The sequence below is a fragment of the Mogibacterium sp. CM50 genome (assembly GCF_000293155.1).
Taxonomy (GTDB): Bacteria; Bacillota; Clostridia; order Peptostreptococcales; family Anaerovoracaceae; genus Mogibacterium; species Mogibacterium timidum.
Genome location: NZ_ALNL01000039.1, coordinates 14,568 through 33,829, shown reverse-complemented (window position 1 = coordinate 33,829; position 19,262 = coordinate 14,568). Strand labels below are relative to the sequence as shown.

Genomic DNA, 19,262 nt, shown 5'->3' with positions numbered 1-19,262 from the left:
TTGCATGAATGTTATATTTGAAACATCCGTTCGCATCGGCGGTGCTAATCGTCTATAATAGATGTATCTATACAAGGAGGTCAGCATGAGCCGGGATAGAAGAATACTACATTGTGACATGAACAGCTTCTATGCGTCTGTCGAGCTGCTCTCCAGACCGGCTCTAAAGGACAAGCCGGTCGCTGTTGCAGGAGATCCCGGCAGCAGGCACGGAATCATCCTCGCCAAGAACGAAGCTGCCAAGAGGTTCGGTATTGTCACAGCCGAGACTGTACAATCCGCAAGGCGCAAATGCCCTGACCTTATCACTCTCCCGCCTCATCATGAGAAATATCGTGAATACAGCCGCATACTCAACTCAATTTATCTGGAGTATACGGATCTGGTCGAGCCATTTAGCGTTGATGAGTCGTGGCTCGACGTCACTGCGAGCGAAATGATTATGGGAGACGCCAAGCTGATTGCGGACAGCATCAGGGAGCGCGTCAAGCGCGAGCTGGGGCTGACGCTATCAGCCGGTGTCTCCTTCAACAAGATATTTGCCAAGATGGGCAGCGACTATAAGAAGCCGGATGCCACTACGGTTATTTCGCGTCAGAATTTCAAGAGGCTGCTGTGGCCGATGTCGGTCTCGGAGATGTTCATGGTTGGGCGGGCCACTGCAGCCAAGCTGGATGGTCTGGGCATACGCACCGTTGGAGATCTGGCTCATGCGGACAGGCTGCTGCTGGCTAATATCTTTGGCGTTCATGGCGACAACCTGTACAGATATGCCAACGGCCTGGACGATGAGCCTGTTCGCGCCTACGACAGACGAGAGGATATCAAATCCGTAGGTCACGGTATGACTTTTCGCCGCAATCTGCAGGGGCCGGATGATATAGGCATCGCACTCACCGAGCTTACCGACATGGTCAGCGCAAGGCTCAGACGCCATTCCAAGTGGGCTCGCGGGGTCAGGGTAGAAGTCACAACCCCCGAATTTAAGCGATTATCGAGACAGAAACGACTACCTAAACCCGTCAGCAGTCCGGCTGCATTTAGAAGAGCCGCACTGGATCTAATCAAGGAGCTCAGGTACATCGACAGACCTATCAGGCTGTTAACCGTAACTGCTATCGATCTAACAGATTCGCCGGATGCCGGACAGCTGACAATATTTACAATTGGCGCATCAACCGAGGAAAACCATCAGAATGAAAAGGACGAGAGCATCGCCAAGGCGCTGGATCAGATCCGCGACAAATTCGGTCAATCATCAATCAAATTTGCTCACGTACTGGGTAACGACATCGGGGTAGATGGCGAAATCAGCATCAAGGAACGTGTTAAAACGGAGACGTCCGAGAGCTCCGATAATCTTGAGGAATCAAATGAGGAATCATATAATGAATAGAAACGGAACTCGAAGCAGAACAAACAGAACGCATCGAAAATCAAACAATCGCTCGAAGTCTTCATCTGCAAATATAAAAAACAGACTCAAGAAACGGTGGAATCGCAAGCTCCGAAAGTTCAAACGCAAGGCCGCACAAAAGCTCAAACAAAACAAACTCAAGGCAGTCTTATCTGTAATTGGACTATTAACCATATTGACGCTCGTCCGGCTGCATGCGCTGCACACTGCACCAATTGAATACGGCAATTTTAAGCACGATGCCAGATTTAACGGATACGTTATATCCACAGGAATAGATGTTTCGTATGCTCAGGGCGACAACATCGATTGGCGCAAGGTCAAGAAATCCGGTGTCGACTATGTGTACATACGAGCCGGATTCAGGGATGCATCCAAGGGCAATCTGCACAAGGATGCCAAGTTTGAAAAGAATATCAAAGGTGCCGATGATGCAGGTCTGATGATTGGCTTATACATCTATTCGCAAGCCCTTAACAGCGATGAAGCTGCTGCAGAGGCAGACTATCTGGCAAATTTAGCAGACAAATATCGTGTGGATTTACCTCTCGTCATGGACTACGAGCTGTATAACGGAGGAAGGCTTGAAAACACAATTAGGTCAGGCGGTCTCAGAACCGCGGATCTCAACCGAAATGCGATGGCATTTTGCCGTAGAGGCTGGGCTCGCGGACACGAGACGATGATATATGGTAACTATGATTTCCTGATGCACTACGCCGGCGGTTACGAATTATCGCAAAACACAAATATATGGCTGGCACAATACAATACTCACGCGACCTACCGCGGCGCATACATGATGTGGCAGAGCACCGACAAAGCCAGGGTTCCCGGCATCGACAAGAACGTTGATCTGAACTTCATGTACATCAATCCTGATCGTCCATATCACTCCCTCGCGGCAGTCGGTACCGACAGGAAATCAATCAGCGAATGCAATGTGCAACTAAAGCATCATAGTTCCAGATACCTCGGCTTCGCAGCCCGCCCGGGTATTAATGTATACGATAGCGGAACGCAGCTTCGCCAGGGCAGAGATTATAGGGTTTCTTACATCAAAAATACATCACCGGGTACCGGATATGCTATAGTTAGCGGTATAGGCAAATACAAGGATGCTGTCATGACGAGCTTTAAGATTAAAGGAATCCTATAGGAGGGCAAATATGAAATTTATATCATGGAACGTAAACGGCTTCCGCGCCGTGCTCAAGAAGGGCTTTGAGGATGTGTTCAAGGATCTGGATGCAGACTTTTTCTGTTTGCAGGAAACCAAGATGCAGGAAGGTCAGGCGGATTTTCACCCTGAGGGATACCACGAATATTACAGCTATGCGGATAAAAAGGGGTACTCAGGAACTGCTATTTTTGCAAAGGAAGCGCCTCTCAGGGTCGCATACGGAATTGAGGGCAAGCACAACGACGAAGGACGTGTTATAACGCTGGAGTATGACGACTTCTATCTCATCTGCGCGTACGTACCTAATTCACAGGATGAGTTAAAGCGAATCGATTACAGGATGGAATACGAGGATGACCTCAGAGCATATATGTCTAAGCTTGACAAGGTCAAGCCCGTCGTTTACTGCGGCGATCTCAATGTTGCACATGAGGAAATCGACCTCAAGAATCCAAAGTCGAACCGCGGTAATGCAGGCTTCTCCGACGAAGAGCGCAGCAAGATGACAGAGCTGCTGGGAGCAGGATTTACCGATACATATAGACATCTTCACCCTGATACCCCCGGCGTGTATTCCTGGTGGTCATACAGATTCAACGCCAGAGCCAATAACGCAGGCTGGCGCATCGACTACTTCATAGTTTCTAACAGACTGGAAACCAAGATCAAGGAAGCTGCGATCTTGACCGACGTATACGGAAGCGATCACTGCCCTGTATCGCTGGTACTGGAGTAAAGGAGAATACCATGAAGAAGATAACAGCATTTGAACTCGCAGGATGCCCATACTGTGTTCAGGGCAAAAAAGCTCTCGCAGATCTAATCGCAGAGAATCCTGACTACGGCAAGGTTGAAATTGAATGGATTGAAGAAGGCGCACACCCGGAAATTATTGCCAACTATGATTACTACGCAACTCCTTCAATGTTCATCGGAAACGAGAAGCTGTATGAAGCTTACCTATTCGAGAGCTATGATGAATGCAAGGAACATATAAAAGATGTCCTTGATACCGCACTTAAAAGGTAGTATAAATGCATCTTTTCATTTTATAACCTGCGTATATAAACCGCGTAAATAACGTAACATAGCAAGAGACATCAGTATTAGTGCTTGATGTCTTTTCTAATTGACAATAATTCGATCACCTTACTGTCAAAGGATTAAAGCACATCGAAACTATGCGAATTTCAATTCATTAATAAAATTAAATATTGGCAGTCAAAATTACTGACGACAATCATATTTTAAATATAAATAACTAGACCATTTAAGTTTTATTTCTTATATGATAAAATAGTAACACAGGGAAGAGATTATATATTTCTCCTTGTTGTATGTTGTAACTGATTAGTTGTAAAGGATTAGGAGGTTGGTATTCATGAGTGAAAAAAAGTACATACTTGGCACTGACCAACAGCAAGCGTGGATGCACAGGAATTGTTTTCCTCCGCGCGGGTACGGCTTCCTCGAGCCGGGAACCTTTGGCCTGGATGCAACAGAGGTTGCTGCCTACAACGTAGTCAAATCGTTCTATCAGATTTATCCTGATGTTTGGAATCTTGACTACATTGCTGAGAAGACAGGTGCAAAAAAAGAAGATATTAAAAAGCGCCTGAAAAGAATGTATGATGAGCACCTGATTATGTTCGTCATGAACCCGAATGTAAGTGTTTACGGTTGGGGTCTCTATTACTGGGTTGTCAAGCTGAAAGACGGAACCGATCCGGCCATCAAGAGCGAGTTTGCGAAGTGGTATCAGAACAAGGACGACATATGCACCGGATATATGACGGAAGGCGATTTCGATTTCTTTAATGGCAATCACATGCGCGTGATCGACAACCTGCTGGCAGATGTCATAGCTCCATGGAAGGACCGTCCTGAGGTCGAGTACGTCCATCTCTGCCCGATTCGTGCTGATGTACGCGAATCGATGGTTAATCAGTGGGATGTACCGTCTGACCAATTCAGGAAATTCGTATTCGGAGAAGAACAGCGAAAGAAGTTCCTTAAGGTTCAGCATAAGATTGACAAGACGGATCTTGCAATTGTTGACGCCCTTAACTCCACTCCATCCATTGCAGACATGTTTAATTTCAAGAAACTGGAAGAGCTTTCCGGACTTGACGGAGACCAGATGAAGAAGGATATCATAACCTGTGTAGATGAACGTAAGTTTATGCTTCCTATGATATATTTCAACTACCGCAGGCTCGGACTGTCGATGCAGATGTACCTCGTTCGCATGTTTCAGAACGTTCCAAGCTACAGAAAGGCAGAGCTGATTGAAGAATTCACTGCACAGTCGGAATTTGTCGATATCTTCCAATTTGGAGATTCATTTTATGACTGCCTGCTAAGCGCCTTCACTGAGCTCAATGACGTCGATGCAATTCGCGAAAAGCTCGAAAAATACGCAGAGATTGAAGAAGTAAAGGTTGCTAATTCCAAACGCCAGTTCAGGCGCTGGGTTGCACGGTTGGATGATGAAAACGGGTACTGGGAGGAGTGCGTAATGACGGACGACTTTCTTCAAAATCGTTTGGAGACCGGCTCTCCGAAATGCCGCTTCTCCACAGATCCTGAGGAGGTGAAATAAGATGATTGTAAAACATCCTCGCGATTATGTAATAGATAATCTTCAGTATGCATTAAATCCAAAATCTATCGCGGTAGTCGGTGCCAGCCGCTATTCAACAAAGGTAGGCTACAAGGTTGTAGACGGTCTGAAGCTATGGGGGTACAAAGGTGAGATCTATCCCGTTAACCCGCGCGCCGATCAAGTGAACGGTCTCAAAGCTTATCCGACCGTAAAAGACATTCCCGAAGATGTTGATTTGGCGTTCCTTGCCGTTCCGGCGCACATCGTAAAGTCCGTGTTGGAGGACTGTGTCGCCAAAAAGGTCAAAATTGTCGTTATCGCTACAAGCGCATTCAAGGAGATTGGCCGCGGTGCTTTACAGGATGAATTGACACAGTACTGCCGTGACAACAAATTGCCGCTGATCGGTCCGAACCTGGTGGGAATGGGAAGCCCGTATCTTGATTTTAACTGTGGTTTCATTCCGTACCTGCCTATCAAGGGACCTGTAGCTATGATATCGCAGTCAGGTGCCAATCTGCTGGCTGCCCTCGGGTCATCTCAAAAAGATCACTATGGCATGAGCTTCTTTGTTGGCCTTGGTAATAAGGCGGATGTGGATTTCTGTGAATTCATCGCGTATGCCGGACGAGATAAAGATACAAGGTGCCTCGCTGTATACATTGAAGGCCTGGACAGTCCGGACGCCTTTATAGAAGCGTGCCGCAGTGTTAATAAACCGATAGTCACCATAAAGGTCGGCGGTTCAAAAATTGGTGAAAAAGCGGCGTTTGCACATACTGCATCCGAAAATGCCGGGACTTCGGACGAATTCTATGACGAAGTATTTAAAGAGGCAGGCGCAATTCGTGCCACAACATGGGAAGAATTTCTCGACATATCTATGGCTCTCGGCATGCAGCCACCTGCAAAGGGGGACAATATCGTAATGATTACCAATGGCGGAGGCTCGGGACTGCTCAGCTGTGACCATTTCGAGCGCAGGGGGATGCCAATGCATGAGTTGCACGAAATTTCTCCTAGTCTCTCTGACCGAATTCGTGCATACATGCCTATGTTCGGTTCTCCACTCAACCCTGTTGATATCTCCGGAACCGCTTCACCGATTCAGTACAAAGGAGCTTTCATACAGGCAATACGCGATCCTAACGTACACGGCATTATAGGGTCTATCTGCCCTACCGCAGTTACCGATGTGGATGCAGTTACCGATGTGGTTATACGCATACACGATACCTACCGTCACCTGGGCAAACCGTTTATCATGGAGTGCCAAGGCGGTAACGAGTGCCAGGAGGCCATACTTAAGCTCAGAGATCATGGTATCCCTGCTTATGCAACTGCCGAACAAGCTGTCAACGCCATGGTAGCCTTATATCGTTACGGCCAAATCAGTTTGAATCGCAAGTAATGACGGTCTATTAATCAAACACATTTGATGAATAACTTAATGAGCCGGGAGCATATCGGCATGCTTCCGGCTCACATTTTATCCACCCTATATCTTCCTTCAAAAAAGATACAGCCGCTGTACCCATTGAAAATTTCAACGTTCACAGCGACTTTTACCAGCTGTTGTTGTCCTGTGACTTATTTTTAGCAACACATCTCGGCCTATAACTTAAACGTTACCTCTACCCAAGCTCAACTCACTAGCTGCCCAGCTTCAGGTTGTCAAATTCCTTTTTACGAGGATATGCATCCGGCGTGAACTCCTCAGCCATATTCTTGATTGCCTTCTTCTCCTTAGCGCTCAGCTTAGTTGGAACCTCAATATTCACCTTGACATACAGGTCTCCATATCTGCCGGTTCTAGGATTTTTGACACCCTTGCCTTTGAGCCTAAAATTCGATCCGGTCTGTGTTCCGGGTGCAAGCGTATACGAATACGTCTCGTTGAACCCCGGCACCTTGACCTTGTCGCCGAGCACCGCCTGGTCGTAGGTAATAGGCATTGTCAGGTACAGGTCGTCGCCACGTCTCTTGTATACCTTGTGTGGCTTTACATTTATTACTATGTACAGGTCGCCAAATGGGCCACCGTTAACTCCCGGCTCACCCTCGCCCCGAATCGGGATGATGCTGTCGCTGTCGACACCCGCCGGAATGTCAATCTTGAGCGTAACGGTCTTTCTCACCGAACCCTTGCCGTGGCAGTCCGGGCACGGTGTATCGATAACCTGACCGGTTCCACCGCACGCATCACAAGTCGTCACATTCTGGAATGTTCCAAACGGAGTCTGCGATACATGTGACACCTGGCCGGTTCCACCGCACTTCTCACATGTGTGCTTGCCCGTACCCGGAGCCGTTCCCTCTCCGTTACACTTCTTGCACTTAACGTCCTTAGTGAGTCTAATTTCCTTACGACAGCCAAATATCGCCTCAGTAAATTCGATCGTAATCGATTTCTGCAGGTCACTGCCCTTGCGAGGACCGTTTCGCCTTGCACTGCGTCCTCCGAAGCCACCAAAGCCGCCGCCAAACATATCGAAGATATCTTCAAAGCCGCCGAAACCGCCAAAACCGGCTCCGCCACCTTCAAAGCCGGCATTAGGATCTACTCCGGCATGACCGAATCTATCATATTTGCTCTTCTTATCAGGATCCGACAATACAGCATAGGCCTCATTGGCTTCCTTGAATTTTTCTTCGGCTTCCTTGTCGCCGGGATTCTTATCCGGATGGTATTTCATAGCCATCTTGCGATAAGCCTTCTTTATCTCGGCTTCGGAAGCTCCTTTCCGGATGCCCAGCACCTCGTAATAATCTCTCTTATCAGCCATATCATTTCCTTCCAACGATAATTTATATAATCAGTGAACTGCCGGCACGCTGTGCCGGCAGTAACCATCTGTTAGTATTCAGACACTACTTATCTTCGTCTACAACCTCATAATCAGCGTCTACAGTGTTTCCGCCAGGACCTGCACTCTGTGCTCCTGACTGAGCCTGTGCACCTGCATCTGCGCCATCACCGGCAGCACCTGTCTGAGCTTGTGCTTCCTGATAAATTCTGCTTGAAATCGGATAGAACGCCTGTGTCAGCGCTTCGCTCTTAGCCTTAATGTCTTCAACGTCGTTAGCCTCTACAGCCTTCTTGAGATCCTCTCTAGCTGCGTCAACCTTAGACTTCTCGTCAGCAGTTACCTTGTCACCGAGCTCGTTCATCTGCTTTTCAGTCTCGAAGAGAATTCCTTCAGCTTGGTTCTTAACCTCGACCTCTTCCTTTCTCTTCTTATCCTCCTCGGCATATTGCTCAGCTTCCTTGATCTTAGCGTTAATCTCGTCCTCAGAAAGCTTTGTTGAGGATGTAATTGTAATCTGCTGCTCCTTACCCGTACCAAGATCCTTAGCGCTTACATTGACGATACCGTTAGCATCGATGTCAAATGTAACCTCGATCTGTGGGATTCCGCGAGGAGCAGGAGCAATGCCCGTGAGCTGGAATCTACCAAGTGTGATATTGTCGGCTGCCATCTCTCTCTCTCCCTGCATTACGTGCACATCCACCGCTGTCTGATTGTCTGCTGCTGTTGAGAATATCTGACTCTTCTTGGTTGGAATAGTTGTATTTCTCTCGATTAGCTTAGTTGCAACACCACCGAGCGTCTCGATAGACAGCGACAGTGGAGTAACATCAAGCAGCAGAACGTCATTGACTTCACCTGTGAGTACGCCTGCCTGGATAGAAGCTCCGATTGCTACGCACTCATCCGGGTTGATACCCTTGAACGGCTCCTTACCTGTTACCTTCTGAACAGCTGCCTGAACTGCAGGAATACGTGTCGAACCGCCGACTAGGATGACCTTAGCGATGTCTGAATTTGTAACACCCGCATCTGCCATAGCCTTTTTCATAGGCTCGATACTTCTCTCAACCAGTCCGCTTGTGAGCTGATCAAATCTGGCTCTTGTAAGATCCATGTCCATATGGAGCGGACCCTCATCAGTTACAGTGATAAATGGCAGATTGATCTTAGTGCTCTGTGCACTTGACAGCTCCTTCTTGGCCTTCTCCGCAGCTTCCTTAAGTCTCTGCAGAGCCATGTTGTCCTTTCTGAGGTCAACTCCGTGCTCAGACTTGAACGAATCTGCCAGGAAGTCCAGAACGGCATTATCAAAATCATCACCGCCAAGGTGTGTATCACCGTTTGTAGCAAGCACCTCAAATACTCCATCCCCAAGCTCTAGCACAGACACATCGAATGTACCGCCGCCAAGGTCGTAGACAAGAATCTTCTGTGCTCCATCCGCCTTATCCAGTCCATAAGCAAGCGATGCAGCAGTTGGCTCGTTGATAATTCTCTTAACGTCCAGACCGGCAATCTTACCGGCATCCTTAGTAGCCTGCTTCTGAGCATCTGAGAAATATGCCGGAACCGTGATGACAGCCTCTGAAACCTTTTCCCCCAGATATGCCTCAGCGTCAGACTTGAGCTTACCGAGAATCATAGCAGAGATGTCCTGTGGAGTATAGCTCTTTCCATCAATCTCTACAGTATAGCTCTCTCCCATGTGTCTCTTGATAGAAGCAATCGTTCTATCCGGGTTTGTGATTGCCTGTCTCTTAGCCGTCTCTCCGACAAGTCTCTCACCATTCTTAGTGAATGCTACGACGGACGGTGTAGTTCTTGCACCCTCTGCATTAGCGATTACAACAGGTTCTCCGCCTTCCAGAACAGACACGCAGCTGTTCGTAGTTCCCAAATCAATTCCAATAACCTTACTCATTGTTTATTTCCTTCCTTTCGTATCCGAAATCCATTATTTACTAAATTATTTATATACAAACGCGGTTCCCCGCGATTTTGTCACTATTTCGCAACAGTTACCATTGTCGGTCTGATGACCTTGCCGTTAAGACTATAGCCCTTCTGCAGCACATTGCACACCTTGTTGCTGTCGTATTCCTCATCGTCGGCCGTCATAACCGCATTGTGAATCTTAGGGTCAAATTCCTCACCGAGCGCTCGCAGCTCCTCGAGCCCCGCTTCGCTCAGAGCGCTTAGCAACTGATCGAAAATAAGCCTCATGCCTTGAGCGTATCCCTCTGCATCCGCCGCAGGATCACTCGCCAACGCTCTCTCGAAGTTGTCGAGCACGCCCAGCAGTTCAACGACGAGCTTTTCATTTGCATACGCGTGGATATCCGCCTTTTCCTTGGCGACACGCTTCTTGTAGTTCCGGAACTCTGCCATAAGCCTCAGATACCTGGAATCGCCATCCTCTTCAGGCTTATCGGTTTCATTCTCCGACCTCTGAGTCTGATCAGACGTACCATCGCCCTCGGCTTCGCTGTCAGGCACATCCTTCGCTTCGTTATCAGCTTTGTCAGCATCCAGAGGCTCTGTCTTGCCATCTACCTCGGCTTCGGTCTTGACTTCTGCATCTGCCGGCTTCGCATCTGAGCCTGTTCGCTGAGCATTCGAAGAATTCTCTTTCCGGCTCTCCGCAGCTTCTACCTGCTTATCAGCTGTCTTATCACCAGCCTCATTAATATTATCCTTCTTGTTCTCTTCAGTCATTCTTGTGTTCCTTTCCATCGTTTAGCAAGAACGATTTGCTGAGGTTCTCCGTAAGGTATTCCATTATTGAAGTAACCTCGCTATAGTTCATCCTGGTTGGTCCGATTACTCCAATCTTGCCTATCAGCTTGCCATCCACGTGATATGTCGCGGTGACCAGCGAGCAATCCTTCATCGATGAATCGATATTTTCATCACCGATGGTTACGATTACACCATCCTCACGCTCGAGCATATCTCTTGCAAATTCATCCTTCCTGCTGACAAGCTCGATGAATGCCTTGGCCTTATCGATGCTGCTGTACTCGGGAATGTTAAATATGTTGGTCAATCCCTCCATGTACAGATTGACGTTGAGCATATCTTCGAGCGTCTTCATGAAGTTTGGCATAACCGTGTTTGCCAAAGGGCTCATAGCCTCGAGATCAGAATTGAAATCTGCAATGATTGATTTCTTGAGAGCCTCATCTATGGTGTTGCCCTTATAGTTATATGTCATCGATTTGCTGAGTATCTCCAGCGACTCCGGCGTATATGACACATCCACCTTGAGTGTGGTGTTCGTGACATTGCCGGCATCAGATACAATCATCAACACGATTGTGTATTCATCAACCGGCACGAGTCTGATGAACTTGAGCGTGTCGTAATTAGCCGAAGGCGTCATCGCAAATGATGCAAGCTTCGTTATATCTGAAAGCAGCTCTGCTGCGTGCTGTAACGTCTGGTTGAACTCTGCGACGCTAACTTGCATGCGCTCGTTGATTATCTGCTTTTCCTCCGGCGAGAGATCGTGCTTGCTCATAAGGCTATTTACATATAGTCTATATGCCTTATCAGAAGGCACACGCCCTGCCGAGGTATGCGGGTGTGTCAGATATCCGAGCTCTTCAAGGTCAGCCATTTCATTTCTGATAGTCGCCGGGCTGACACCTAATCCATATCTCTTAGCAAGCGAACGAGAACCGACCGGCTCTGCGTTCTTAACGTAGTCTGTGATAATTGCCTGGAGGATCTGAAGCTTTCTCTCACCTATTTCCATTGTATTTCCTCCTTACCTGAATTTTGTTAGCACTCATCAATCCGGAGTGCTAATCACTACACATAGTGTACTATCGACCTCCCCCGGTGTCAACATCAAAACATGAGTGTAATATGTTTTTTTCGTGAAGCGATTCAAGGGCCTTCCTCTAAACTAGAAATTGTACGTAGTCGAAGAGTCCGCGGTTAATACGCAAAATGGCACCATCCGGTAATTGTACGGGTGATGCCATTTTTTAGCAAGCTAATTATTTATGTGCTATGTGTGCGTTTCCAAGCTGTTCATAATTAAACTGTGCAACGAACGATGTAAAGTCCGTCCTGATAAGTATCGACATAGATATAGCCTCTGTCATCTACTACACAGTCCTCAGCATGACCAACGTGTGGTCCCGGGAACAGGGTCCCGTCCTCGATATCGAACCATGTGCCTTCCGGATCCGGTGGCATGAAGTAAGCGATTTCCTTAGGTATGAACGGATCCGACACATCGTAGATGCGAAGTCCGGCCTGGAAGTGACAGTTGTAGACTCTGTCGTCTCTCTGCTCCAGGCAGTCCTGCCCGAATAGGTCGAACATGTTGTGTGGACCGAACACCACTCTCTGGCCATCGATGATGTTGAAGTTCTCACCGTGGCACTTCCTGTACTCCGCCGGTACCTCCGGATAAGGGAATACCGAGATAAGTGCCGGATTCTCCTTATCGGAAGTCTCAACCATACCGATGATGTTCATTGGCTGGCTGGTGATCTTGTGGAACATGCCTTCTTCTCTGTTGTTGTCAAAGTACCATGTTCTCTCACCCTCCGTAGTTACTACAGCAAAGGGCTTATCACCTAAGGGCATTGCTGTGTGAACAGCTGCGCCTGCCTGACCGTTACCAAATGGCGGGTTGAGAGGCACATTGCCCAGAAGTCTGGGTCTGGTCTTGTCGTGTACGTCAATCATGCAGAATCCAACGTTAGGGAATGCTGCATATACTACGTCGTCCTTAACTGTGATTGCGTGGCCGTTAGGCAGCTTCATGAACGGCTCTGTACCAACCTCCGGAATATCGGAAGCCTTCTTGTTGCCCAAATACTGGCCATCAGCCCACCAGCTGCCAACCTCAGTTGGGTTAGTCGGATCTGAAATATCAACGATTCTCAGAATGTATCCCGTGTAGTTGCGCTTGCTGCCCATGATATAAGCGTAGTCGCCGCCGTTATAGAAGCTTCTGTGCACTCCCGGACCATCCTCACACTCGAACTGTCCGAGGAACTTAGGGTTAAGTGGATCGCTCTCGATATCATAGAGCTTAAATCCGCCCCAGAACGGTTGATCGTGAGTACCGTGCAGCACCCTCATCGTGCCGCCATAGCAAGCGAGAAGCTTGCCGTCTGCCACCTGCAGCTTGGCAAGGCTCTGCCCATCGTGAACCTCACCAATCCAGTCGCCCTCTACCCACTTAGCTGTCGGATTTGCCGGATCTGTCACATCGACGATATTAAATCCGTTATCACGGAAGCATGCAGTATACAAATAATATCTGCCATCCTTAGTACGGTGCATTCCCATCTGGAAGCCCGGTTTTTTGTTCAAATCAGAGTATCCTATGAACTCCGTGTTCTTGAACAGCATCTGTTCTCTTCTAGACATTTTACCCCCCTGTTAATGTTATATATAAGCCTCATATGCTTTCAATTGATGTATCTATACGATATCATCAATTGGACTATATTAGAACCTGCCAAAAACGAATGGACATTCATGCAGTTTCTGCATGGATGTCCATTTTTGTTTCTAATTTTGTTATTTCTCGACTGCCGGCAACGTATCGTCTGCGAAATACTTTCTAAGCTCATCCGCAAACAGCTTCACCTCTCTAGGCGGTTCTCCCTCGTGCCACGCAATTGCGATATTTGAACGGGCATCGATGCTCACAGAGTGTATGTCCGGGCCACCGGATATATCCACCCAATCGTCAGCCAATATAACGCCTCTGCCGTTCTGGACATTGGCAAACATAGTCTCGATGTTGGGAACCACCTCTATGTCGGGGATAAAGTTGAACGGTCGCAGATTGAATCCGATTGATGATATAATCTCGCGCAGCCTCGAATCCTCTGCGACGAACATGGTCACACCCTTCATCTCCTCGGGGCTGTCTACCAAGACGCCGAAAAGTCTCTCGGAATAAACGATAGTGCGATTTACATCAGTCACCACCTCGTACTCTACGTCGGAAGTTGCCTTCATATAATCCTCCAGCGAGATAACAGCATCCAGCTGTCCTGACTGCAATTTCTGCATCAGGTTATCGAAGCTGAGGCACTCTATCCTGACCGAAAAATCATCGTAGATCCGCCTGCAGCGCGTAACAACCTCCGGCAGGAAGCCTGAAATATTCCAGCCTATATTGTATCCCAGCCTCAGCTCATGAGTTTCTTCGCGCAGCGACTCCCTTGTCCTGCCGAGTTCCGTCTCAAATCTGCTGAACAGGCTGAAGTATTTCTCCCCGGCAGGCGACAGTGTTATGCTTCTGGAGTTCTCCCTTTCAAACAACACCGTCCCCAGCTCCTTCTCAAGCGCTGCAATCGCTCTGGATACCTGAGATTGAGGAACATATAGCTTTTCCGCCGCCTTGGTAAAATTGAGAAGCCTGGCTGCTTCAAGAAAAGCCTTAATCTGTCTATCGTTCATAACCGCCTCCGTGGCACCTAGTTCTTGCTCGATTTAACTTCCTTCCAGCTGTCACTATATAGCTTGGTCGTTTCCGGGTCAAGCTTGGTCAGAAGCGTACATCTGTCAATACTGTCCCGGGTTGGGAACATGGCAGGATTCGACACGTATTTTGAAGGAATCTTCCTGATTGCTGCCGCGTTAGGCATGGTGTAATATAGATAGTCAAAGTTTCTCTTCGCTACGCTGGCTCTGCACATGTAGTTGATGAATTTCTCGGCATTCTTCTTGTTCTTGGAAGTCTTAGGAATGATCCACGAATCGATAAAGAACTCTGCCCCTTCCTTGGGGACTACGAACTCCACGTCCTTGTTGAGGTCGTGCGTATACTGATACTCGCCGTTCCACACTACTCCAATTGTCGCCGAGCCGTCAGCCAGCAGGTCACGAGCCGAGTCATTTGCGTATTTGTATACGAGCGGCTTCTGCTCCTTAAGCGCATTCTTGGCCGCTTCTATCTCCTTAGGATTGGTTGAATTAGGTGAATATCCAAGTCGCATCAGCGAGATTGCAAACGCATCGCGAACGCTGTCCTGCATGACTATATTATTGGCGTATGTAGAATCCCAGAGAGCATTCCAGGAGTCGATCTTTTTTCCGCCGGTCTTTTTTTTGTTATACAGTATTCCCTGCACACCCACAACGTGCGGCACCGAATACCGGTTGCCCGGATCAAATGCCTCCGCCATTTTCATGTATTTAGAATCCATATTCTTGAGATTCCTGATGTTCCTCTTGTCCAGCTTGAGCAGCAGTCCTTCGTCCATCATCCTGCCAACCATATAATCGGATGTACATACAACGTCGTAGTCTGCCGACCCGTTCTTGATGACAGGATACATCTCCTCCGCCGTATCATAGGTGTCCTGAATGACCCTTATGCCGGTGTCCGCTTCAAAATCAGCGATAATCTCAGGGTCATAATAATCTCCGTAGCTATATACATACACTTCTCCATTCTCGCCGCTGCGGCATCCCGTCAGAATAGCCATCAGCAGCACGAGCACCGAACCCAGTATTAATTTCTTCTTCATGCCCTCTTTGGCTCCTTATCTCTGTTGAAGTTGACTATCAGCAGCGCAACCAAGGCGATAACGAAAATAATCGTAGACAGCGCATACAGTGATGGTCTGATCCCAATCTTGACCTCACTGTAGATGAGTGTCGAGATGGTGTTAATACCCGCACCTCTGGTGAAATGCGTAACCACAAAATCATCGACCGACATTGTAAATGACAACAGCGAGCCTGACAATATTCCCGGCATCAGTTCGGGAAGTACAACCTTTCTAAACGCATACCCTCTGGAAGCCCCCAGGTCGAGCGCCGCTTCAAAAAGTGTGTCCGTCTTCTTGTTCATCCTCGGTCTCACGGACAGGATTACATAAGGAATGCAGAATGTTACATGAGAGAACAGTATCGTCATATACCCCAGCGATATTCCAAAGAGAAGGAAGGACAGCATCAGCGATATGCCGGTTACAATATCTGCGTTGAGCATCGGAATGTTGTTAACTGCCAGCAGTACATTCTCCGTCCTACGCCTTATGGACTCTATGCCGATTACAGCCAAGGTGCCGATCACAGTAGCTATCATCGCTGCAAGTATGGCTATTGAAAAGGTATTTACAATAGCTCCCAGAATTAGGCGGCTGTGAAACATCTCCTTGTACCACTTGAGCGAGAACCTCGTGAATACCGCCATCGATTTGCTCTCATTGAACGAGAGCAGAATCAGCGTCAGGATGGGGAGATACAGGAACAGCATTATGATTACCAAATACATGTTGCCACAAAACTTCTTCATATCATGTTGCCCCCCTCTTCGTCGCTAAACTTCTGAACTGCAAGCATGCTTACGATGATAAATACCATCATTATGAGCGACAGCCCAGATCCGAGATACCAGTTGGAATTAACTGTGAATTCCTGCTCGATGATGTTGCCTATCAGGTTGACCTTACCTCCACCCAGCATGTTAGAGATAACAAATGTAGTGAGGGCCGGGATAAACACCATCGTCACACCGCTTGCGATTCCCGGAATACTGAGAGGGAAGATAATCTTTCTGAATACATAGAATTTACCGGCCCCGAGGTCGTATGCCGCTTCGATAAGACGGTTATCTATCTTGGACACGACATTGTATATAGGAAGCACCATGAACGGCAGGAAGTCATATACCATGCCGAGCACTACCGCCCCCGGAGTGCCCATCATCTCCTGCCTGGGAAGGCCGATCGATGCGAGCAGTGAGTTGATTACACCCTGTCTCTCGAGCAACACCTGCCAGGCCATCGTTCTGAGCAGGAAGTTCATCCACATCGGCAGGATGAACACGAAAATCATAAAGCCCTGCTTACCGAACCTGCTCCCGCGCAGGATGAGCGCCATAGGAAAAGCCAGTATGAGGCACACAATCGTGCTCACTAGCGATAAGAGCAGTGATAATCCGAGAGCCTCCAGATGCTGCGGATTGAACATCGCCGTTATATTTTCTAATGTAAATGCACCATTTCTGTTGGTGATGCCATAGTATGCTATGGTCAAAATCGGAATTACCGTGCCTGCGATAACCCAGATGGCAAAAGGTGCTGTATAGCTCTTCTTAGATATCAAGTTCCTGTGCCTCCTCAGCTTCAGATGTCGGCTTATGCATAATCTGGATATTTTCGGGTCTTACATACATGCCTATCATCTCCCCAACCTCATGTGAATCATAGTTCTGAAGCAGCCACTCAACCTTGCCGTTCTCACTCTGCACCAGCATCTCATAGTGCACTCCGATGAACAGTTTGCTGACAATCGTGCCGTTCATGATTCCCTCATCGTATTCGCGAATCTCGATGTCCTCCGGTCTGATTACAGCATCAACAGGCTGCCCCACGTAGAAGCCGTTCCAATTGCCATCTATGCATTCAAACATATGACCGTCAATCATAACCAGCTTGTCATCGACCATTCTCGCATCGATGATATTGCTATCCCCGATAAAGTCCGCTACAAACGCATTCTCCGGCTCGTTATAGATCTCCTCGGGAGTTCCCATCTGTTGAATAAGACCGTTGTTCATGACTATGACATTATCCGACATCGTGAGGGCTTCCTCCTGATCGTGGGTCACGTATATAAATGTAATGCCAAGCTCCTTCTTGAGCCGCACCAGCTCGTACTGCATCTCCTGCCTTAGCTTGAGATCTAGAGCTCCGAGCGGTTCATCCAGCAGCAGCACCCTAGGCTCATTCACGATAGCTCGAGCCATCGCTACTCGCTGCTGCTGTCCGCCTGACATCTTGTCTATGGTTCTTTTGCCATACCCATCCAGGTTAACCAGCTTAAGTCCATAAGCAATCTTGTCCTTGATGTATTGCTCGGACTTGCCGCTTACGCGAAGTCCGAAAGCTATATTCTCCTGTACCGTCATATGAGGGAACAGAGCATAGTTTTGAAACACAGTGTTGACATGACGCTGGTTGGGGGGAACATTGGTGATGTCCCTGCCTTCAAAAATCACCCTTCCCGTGTCCGGCGTTTCAAATCCACCGATGATACGAAGAGTTGTAGTCTTGCCACATCCCGATGGTCCGAGCAGAGTCACAAACTCGTTTTCCTTGATCGAAAGCGTAATGTCTGATAAGACCTCGTGCCCTTCAAAGCTCTTGCTGATGTTGTCCAGTCTGATTAACTCGTTCAAATCTTTCCTCCAAAATAGTCATTGGCGCAAACTTCCCGGTACGTTCCCATATATAACTCGATATAACTCGCTTAAAAGCTGGGCGGCGAGCTAACCCATATTATCTCTGCTCCTTTGCACGAGCTGATATGATGCTCCTGCTCCGGATAGATATAGAAGGTCTCACCCTTCTTGACGTGATAACTGTCACTGCCGATGTGAATATCGATAGCCCCTTTGATTACATACCCGAATTCCTCACCTTCATGAGGATTGTCGGGAATTGTCGTACCCCCGGCGCCAATGGTAACCCTGATGGGTTCCATGTTATTTTTCTGGGCATTCGGGACTATCCACTCTATCGTGCTTTTGTGGCGTTCATCCTCCTTGACGAAGTAATCATCACTGTTAAAAACAATCTGCGGTTTCTCCTTTTCAGAGAAGAAGGTTGTGAGATCGCTTCCGAGAGATATTATGATGTCCTCGAGCGTCGCAATCGAGGGAGATGTCAGATCTCTCTCAACCTGCGATATGAACCCTTTGGAAAGCTCGGCTCTGTCAGCCAGCTCCTCCTGTGTGAGTCCACGCTCTATTCTCAGCTGTTTAATCTTGTCACCGATTTCCATTAAAACTCCTCACCTGAAATCCCTATAATATCACGCCTCAGCAGCATATCGCTCAACACAGGACTGTTTGCTGCCACGCATTATAATAAGTAAAAAATTTAGTATTAGTAAACTAACAGTATAATTATAATCGCGCGCAGTCTAATGTCAATATATTAATCAAAATTCTCGATATATTAAACAAAGTGCGGTAATGATTTCTTGGAAAAATAAAAAAGGCCGCTAAATTAACGACCTTTCGGAATTAAAATTATCCTTTTGAATTATTATGATTTAATATACTTTATCAGTTTTTATTTGCAGCACGTTTTGCAGTTTGTGCTTGTAACTTGTAAATTGTACACATTTTTCTCAAGGAGCTGCTAGAGAGGCGCCTTTAAGCTCGTCTGCAGCTCCGTTCACTCATTTTCCGCTATAGGCATCACTCCTTACTTTCCACCAAGTTATTACCTACCTCTCCTCAATCAC

Annotated in this window: 17 protein-coding genes; 6 read left to right on the top strand and 11 right to left on the bottom strand. The window is 47.6% G+C overall.

Annotation, left to right across the window (positions count from 1 at the left end; all coding sequences use genetic code 11):
- The first annotated feature begins 85 nt into the window (after positions 1-85).
- The 6 genes from dinB to HMPREF1152_RS05770 all read left to right on the top strand — a co-directional run bounded on the left by dinB (position 86) and on the right by HMPREF1152_RS05770 (position 6,616).
- Positions 86-1,396, top strand: coding sequence for a DNA polymerase IV (dinB, locus tag HMPREF1152_RS05795; protein WP_009644223.1), 1,311 nt, complete (start codon positions 86-88; stop codon positions 1,394-1,396).
- On the top strand, positions 1,389-2,576 hold the full coding sequence (locus tag HMPREF1152_RS05790) for a GH25 family lysozyme (RefSeq protein ID WP_009644347.1): 1,188 nt from the start codon (positions 1,389-1,391) through the stop codon (positions 2,574-2,576). Before dinB ends, HMPREF1152_RS05790 begins: the two co-directional genes overlap by 8 nt.
- 10 nt (positions 2,577-2,586) lie before the next feature.
- Positions 2,587-3,336, top strand: a complete 750-nt coding sequence (locus tag HMPREF1152_RS05785) for an exodeoxyribonuclease III (RefSeq protein WP_009644325.1) — start codon at positions 2,587-2,589, stop codon at positions 3,334-3,336.
- An 11-nt stretch (positions 3,337-3,347) separates the two neighbouring features.
- Positions 3,348-3,629: a glutaredoxin gene (locus HMPREF1152_RS05780; protein ID WP_009644375.1), complete on the top strand. Its 282-nt coding sequence runs from the start codon at positions 3,348-3,350 to the stop codon at positions 3,627-3,629.
- A 352-nt stretch (positions 3,630-3,981) separates the two neighbouring features.
- A complete protein-coding gene (locus HMPREF1152_RS05775) occupies positions 3,982-5,202 on the top strand; it encodes an AsnC family transcriptional regulator (protein WP_036380653.1) in 1,221 nt (406 codons plus the stop codon).
- A 1-nt stretch (position 5,203) separates the two neighbouring features.
- Entirely contained in the window at positions 5,204-6,616 is a 1,413-nt protein-coding gene (locus HMPREF1152_RS05770) for an acetate--CoA ligase family protein (RefSeq protein ID WP_009644377.1), read from the top strand.
- A gap of 241 nt (positions 6,617-6,857) precedes the next feature.
- Here the strand turns inward: HMPREF1152_RS05770 and dnaJ are convergent, their stop codons facing one another.
- From dnaJ to HMPREF1152_RS05715, 11 genes are all read right to left on the bottom strand, one after another.
- On the bottom strand, positions 6,858-7,991 hold the full coding sequence (gene dnaJ, locus HMPREF1152_RS05765; protein ID WP_009644218.1) for a molecular chaperone DnaJ: 1,134 nt from the start codon (positions 7,989-7,991) through the stop codon (positions 6,858-6,860).
- Between the two features lie 85 nt (positions 7,992-8,076).
- Positions 8,077-9,939: a molecular chaperone DnaK gene (gene dnaK / locus HMPREF1152_RS05760; RefSeq protein WP_009644226.1), complete on the bottom strand. Its 1,863-nt coding sequence runs from the start codon at positions 9,937-9,939 to the stop codon at positions 8,077-8,079.
- A gap of 83 nt (positions 9,940-10,022) precedes the next feature.
- Positions 10,023-10,733: a nucleotide exchange factor GrpE gene (grpE, locus tag HMPREF1152_RS05755; protein WP_009644307.1), complete on the bottom strand. Its 711-nt coding sequence runs from the start codon at positions 10,731-10,733 to the stop codon at positions 10,023-10,025.
- Positions 10,726-11,775 (bottom strand): heat-inducible transcriptional repressor HrcA, encoded by a 1,050-nt coding sequence (gene hrcA / locus HMPREF1152_RS05750; RefSeq protein ID WP_009644241.1) that lies wholly within the window; start codon positions 11,773-11,775, stop codon positions 10,726-10,728. Before hrcA ends, grpE begins: the two co-directional genes overlap by 8 nt.
- 287 nt (positions 11,776-12,062) lie before the next feature.
- The gene (locus HMPREF1152_RS05745; RefSeq protein WP_009644253.1) at positions 12,063-13,412 is read right to left on the bottom strand and encodes an LVIVD repeat-containing protein; all 1,350 of its coding nucleotides are present in this window, start codon (positions 13,410-13,412) and stop codon (positions 12,063-12,065) included.
- 153 nt (positions 13,413-13,565) lie between these two features.
- Complete coding sequence (locus tag HMPREF1152_RS05740; protein ID WP_009644304.1) at positions 13,566-14,456, bottom strand: LysR family transcriptional regulator; 891 nt, start codon at positions 14,454-14,456, stop codon at positions 13,566-13,568.
- 17 nt (positions 14,457-14,473) lie between these two features.
- On the bottom strand, positions 14,474-15,529 hold the full coding sequence (locus HMPREF1152_RS09595) for an ABC transporter substrate-binding protein (RefSeq protein WP_009644352.1): 1,056 nt from the start codon (positions 15,527-15,529) through the stop codon (positions 14,474-14,476).
- Positions 15,526-16,302 (bottom strand): ABC transporter permease, encoded by a 777-nt coding sequence (locus HMPREF1152_RS09590; RefSeq protein ID WP_009644278.1) that lies wholly within the window; start codon positions 16,300-16,302, stop codon positions 15,526-15,528. Before HMPREF1152_RS09590 ends, HMPREF1152_RS09595 begins: the two co-directional genes overlap by 4 nt.
- Positions 16,299-17,114 (bottom strand): ABC transporter permease, encoded by an 816-nt coding sequence (locus tag HMPREF1152_RS05725; RefSeq protein ID WP_009644366.1) that lies wholly within the window; start codon positions 17,112-17,114, stop codon positions 16,299-16,301. The genes HMPREF1152_RS09590 and HMPREF1152_RS05725 overlap by 4 nt, the downstream gene beginning before the upstream one ends.
- Complete coding sequence (locus HMPREF1152_RS05720; RefSeq protein ID WP_009644224.1) at positions 17,104-18,189, bottom strand: ABC transporter ATP-binding protein; 1,086 nt, start codon at positions 18,187-18,189, stop codon at positions 17,104-17,106. Before HMPREF1152_RS05720 ends, HMPREF1152_RS05725 begins: the two co-directional genes overlap by 11 nt.
- A 71-nt stretch (positions 18,190-18,260) precedes the next feature.
- Positions 18,261-18,794 (bottom strand): cupin domain-containing protein, encoded by a 534-nt coding sequence (locus HMPREF1152_RS05715; protein ID WP_009644310.1) that lies wholly within the window; start codon positions 18,792-18,794, stop codon positions 18,261-18,263.
- Positions 18,795-19,262 lie beyond the last annotated feature (468 nt).

Excerpts from the sequence above, each read along its gene's own strand:
- dinB (WP_009644223.1), top strand. The coding sequence starts at position 86 with ATGAGCCGGGATAGAAGAATACTACATTGTGACATGAACAGCTTCTAT.
- HMPREF1152_RS05790 (WP_009644347.1), top strand. The coding sequence starts at position 1,389 with ATGAATAGAAACGGAACTCGAAGCAGAACAAACAGAACGCATCGAAAA.
- HMPREF1152_RS05785 (WP_009644325.1), top strand. The coding sequence starts at position 2,587 with ATGAAATTTATATCATGGAACGTAAACGGCTTCCGCGCCGTGCTCAAG.
- HMPREF1152_RS05780 (WP_009644375.1), top strand. The coding sequence starts at position 3,348 with ATGAAGAAGATAACAGCATTTGAACTCGCAGGATGCCCATACTGTGTT.
- HMPREF1152_RS05775 (WP_036380653.1), top strand. The coding sequence starts at position 3,982 with ATGAGTGAAAAAAAGTACATACTTGGCACTGACCAACAGCAAGCGTGG.
- HMPREF1152_RS05770 (WP_009644377.1), top strand. The coding sequence starts at position 5,204 with ATGATTGTAAAACATCCTCGCGATTATGTAATAGATAATCTTCAGTAT.
- dnaJ (WP_009644218.1), bottom strand. The coding sequence starts at position 7,991 with ATGGCTGATAAGAGAGATTATTACGAGGTGCTGGGCATCCGGAAAGGA.
- dnaK (WP_009644226.1), bottom strand. The coding sequence starts at position 9,939 with ATGAGTAAGGTTATTGGAATTGATTTGGGAACTACGAACAGCTGCGTG.
- grpE (WP_009644307.1), bottom strand. The coding sequence starts at position 10,733 with ATGACTGAAGAGAACAAGAAGGATAATATTAATGAGGCTGGTGATAAG.
- hrcA (WP_009644241.1), bottom strand. The coding sequence starts at position 11,775 with ATGGAAATAGGTGAGAGAAAGCTTCAGATCCTCCAGGCAATTATCACA.
- HMPREF1152_RS05745 (WP_009644253.1), bottom strand. The coding sequence starts at position 13,412 with ATGTCTAGAAGAGAACAGATGCTGTTCAAGAACACGGAGTTCATAGGA.
- HMPREF1152_RS05740 (WP_009644304.1), bottom strand. The coding sequence starts at position 14,456 with ATGAACGATAGACAGATTAAGGCTTTTCTTGAAGCAGCCAGGCTTCTC.
- HMPREF1152_RS09595 (WP_009644352.1), bottom strand. The coding sequence starts at position 15,529 with ATGAAGAAGAAATTAATACTGGGTTCGGTGCTCGTGCTGCTGATGGCT.
- HMPREF1152_RS09590 (WP_009644278.1), bottom strand. The coding sequence starts at position 16,302 with ATGAAGAAGTTTTGTGGCAACATGTATTTGGTAATCATAATGCTGTTC.
- HMPREF1152_RS05715 (WP_009644310.1), bottom strand. The coding sequence starts at position 18,794 with ATGGAAATCGGTGACAAGATTAAACAGCTGAGAATAGAGCGTGGACTC.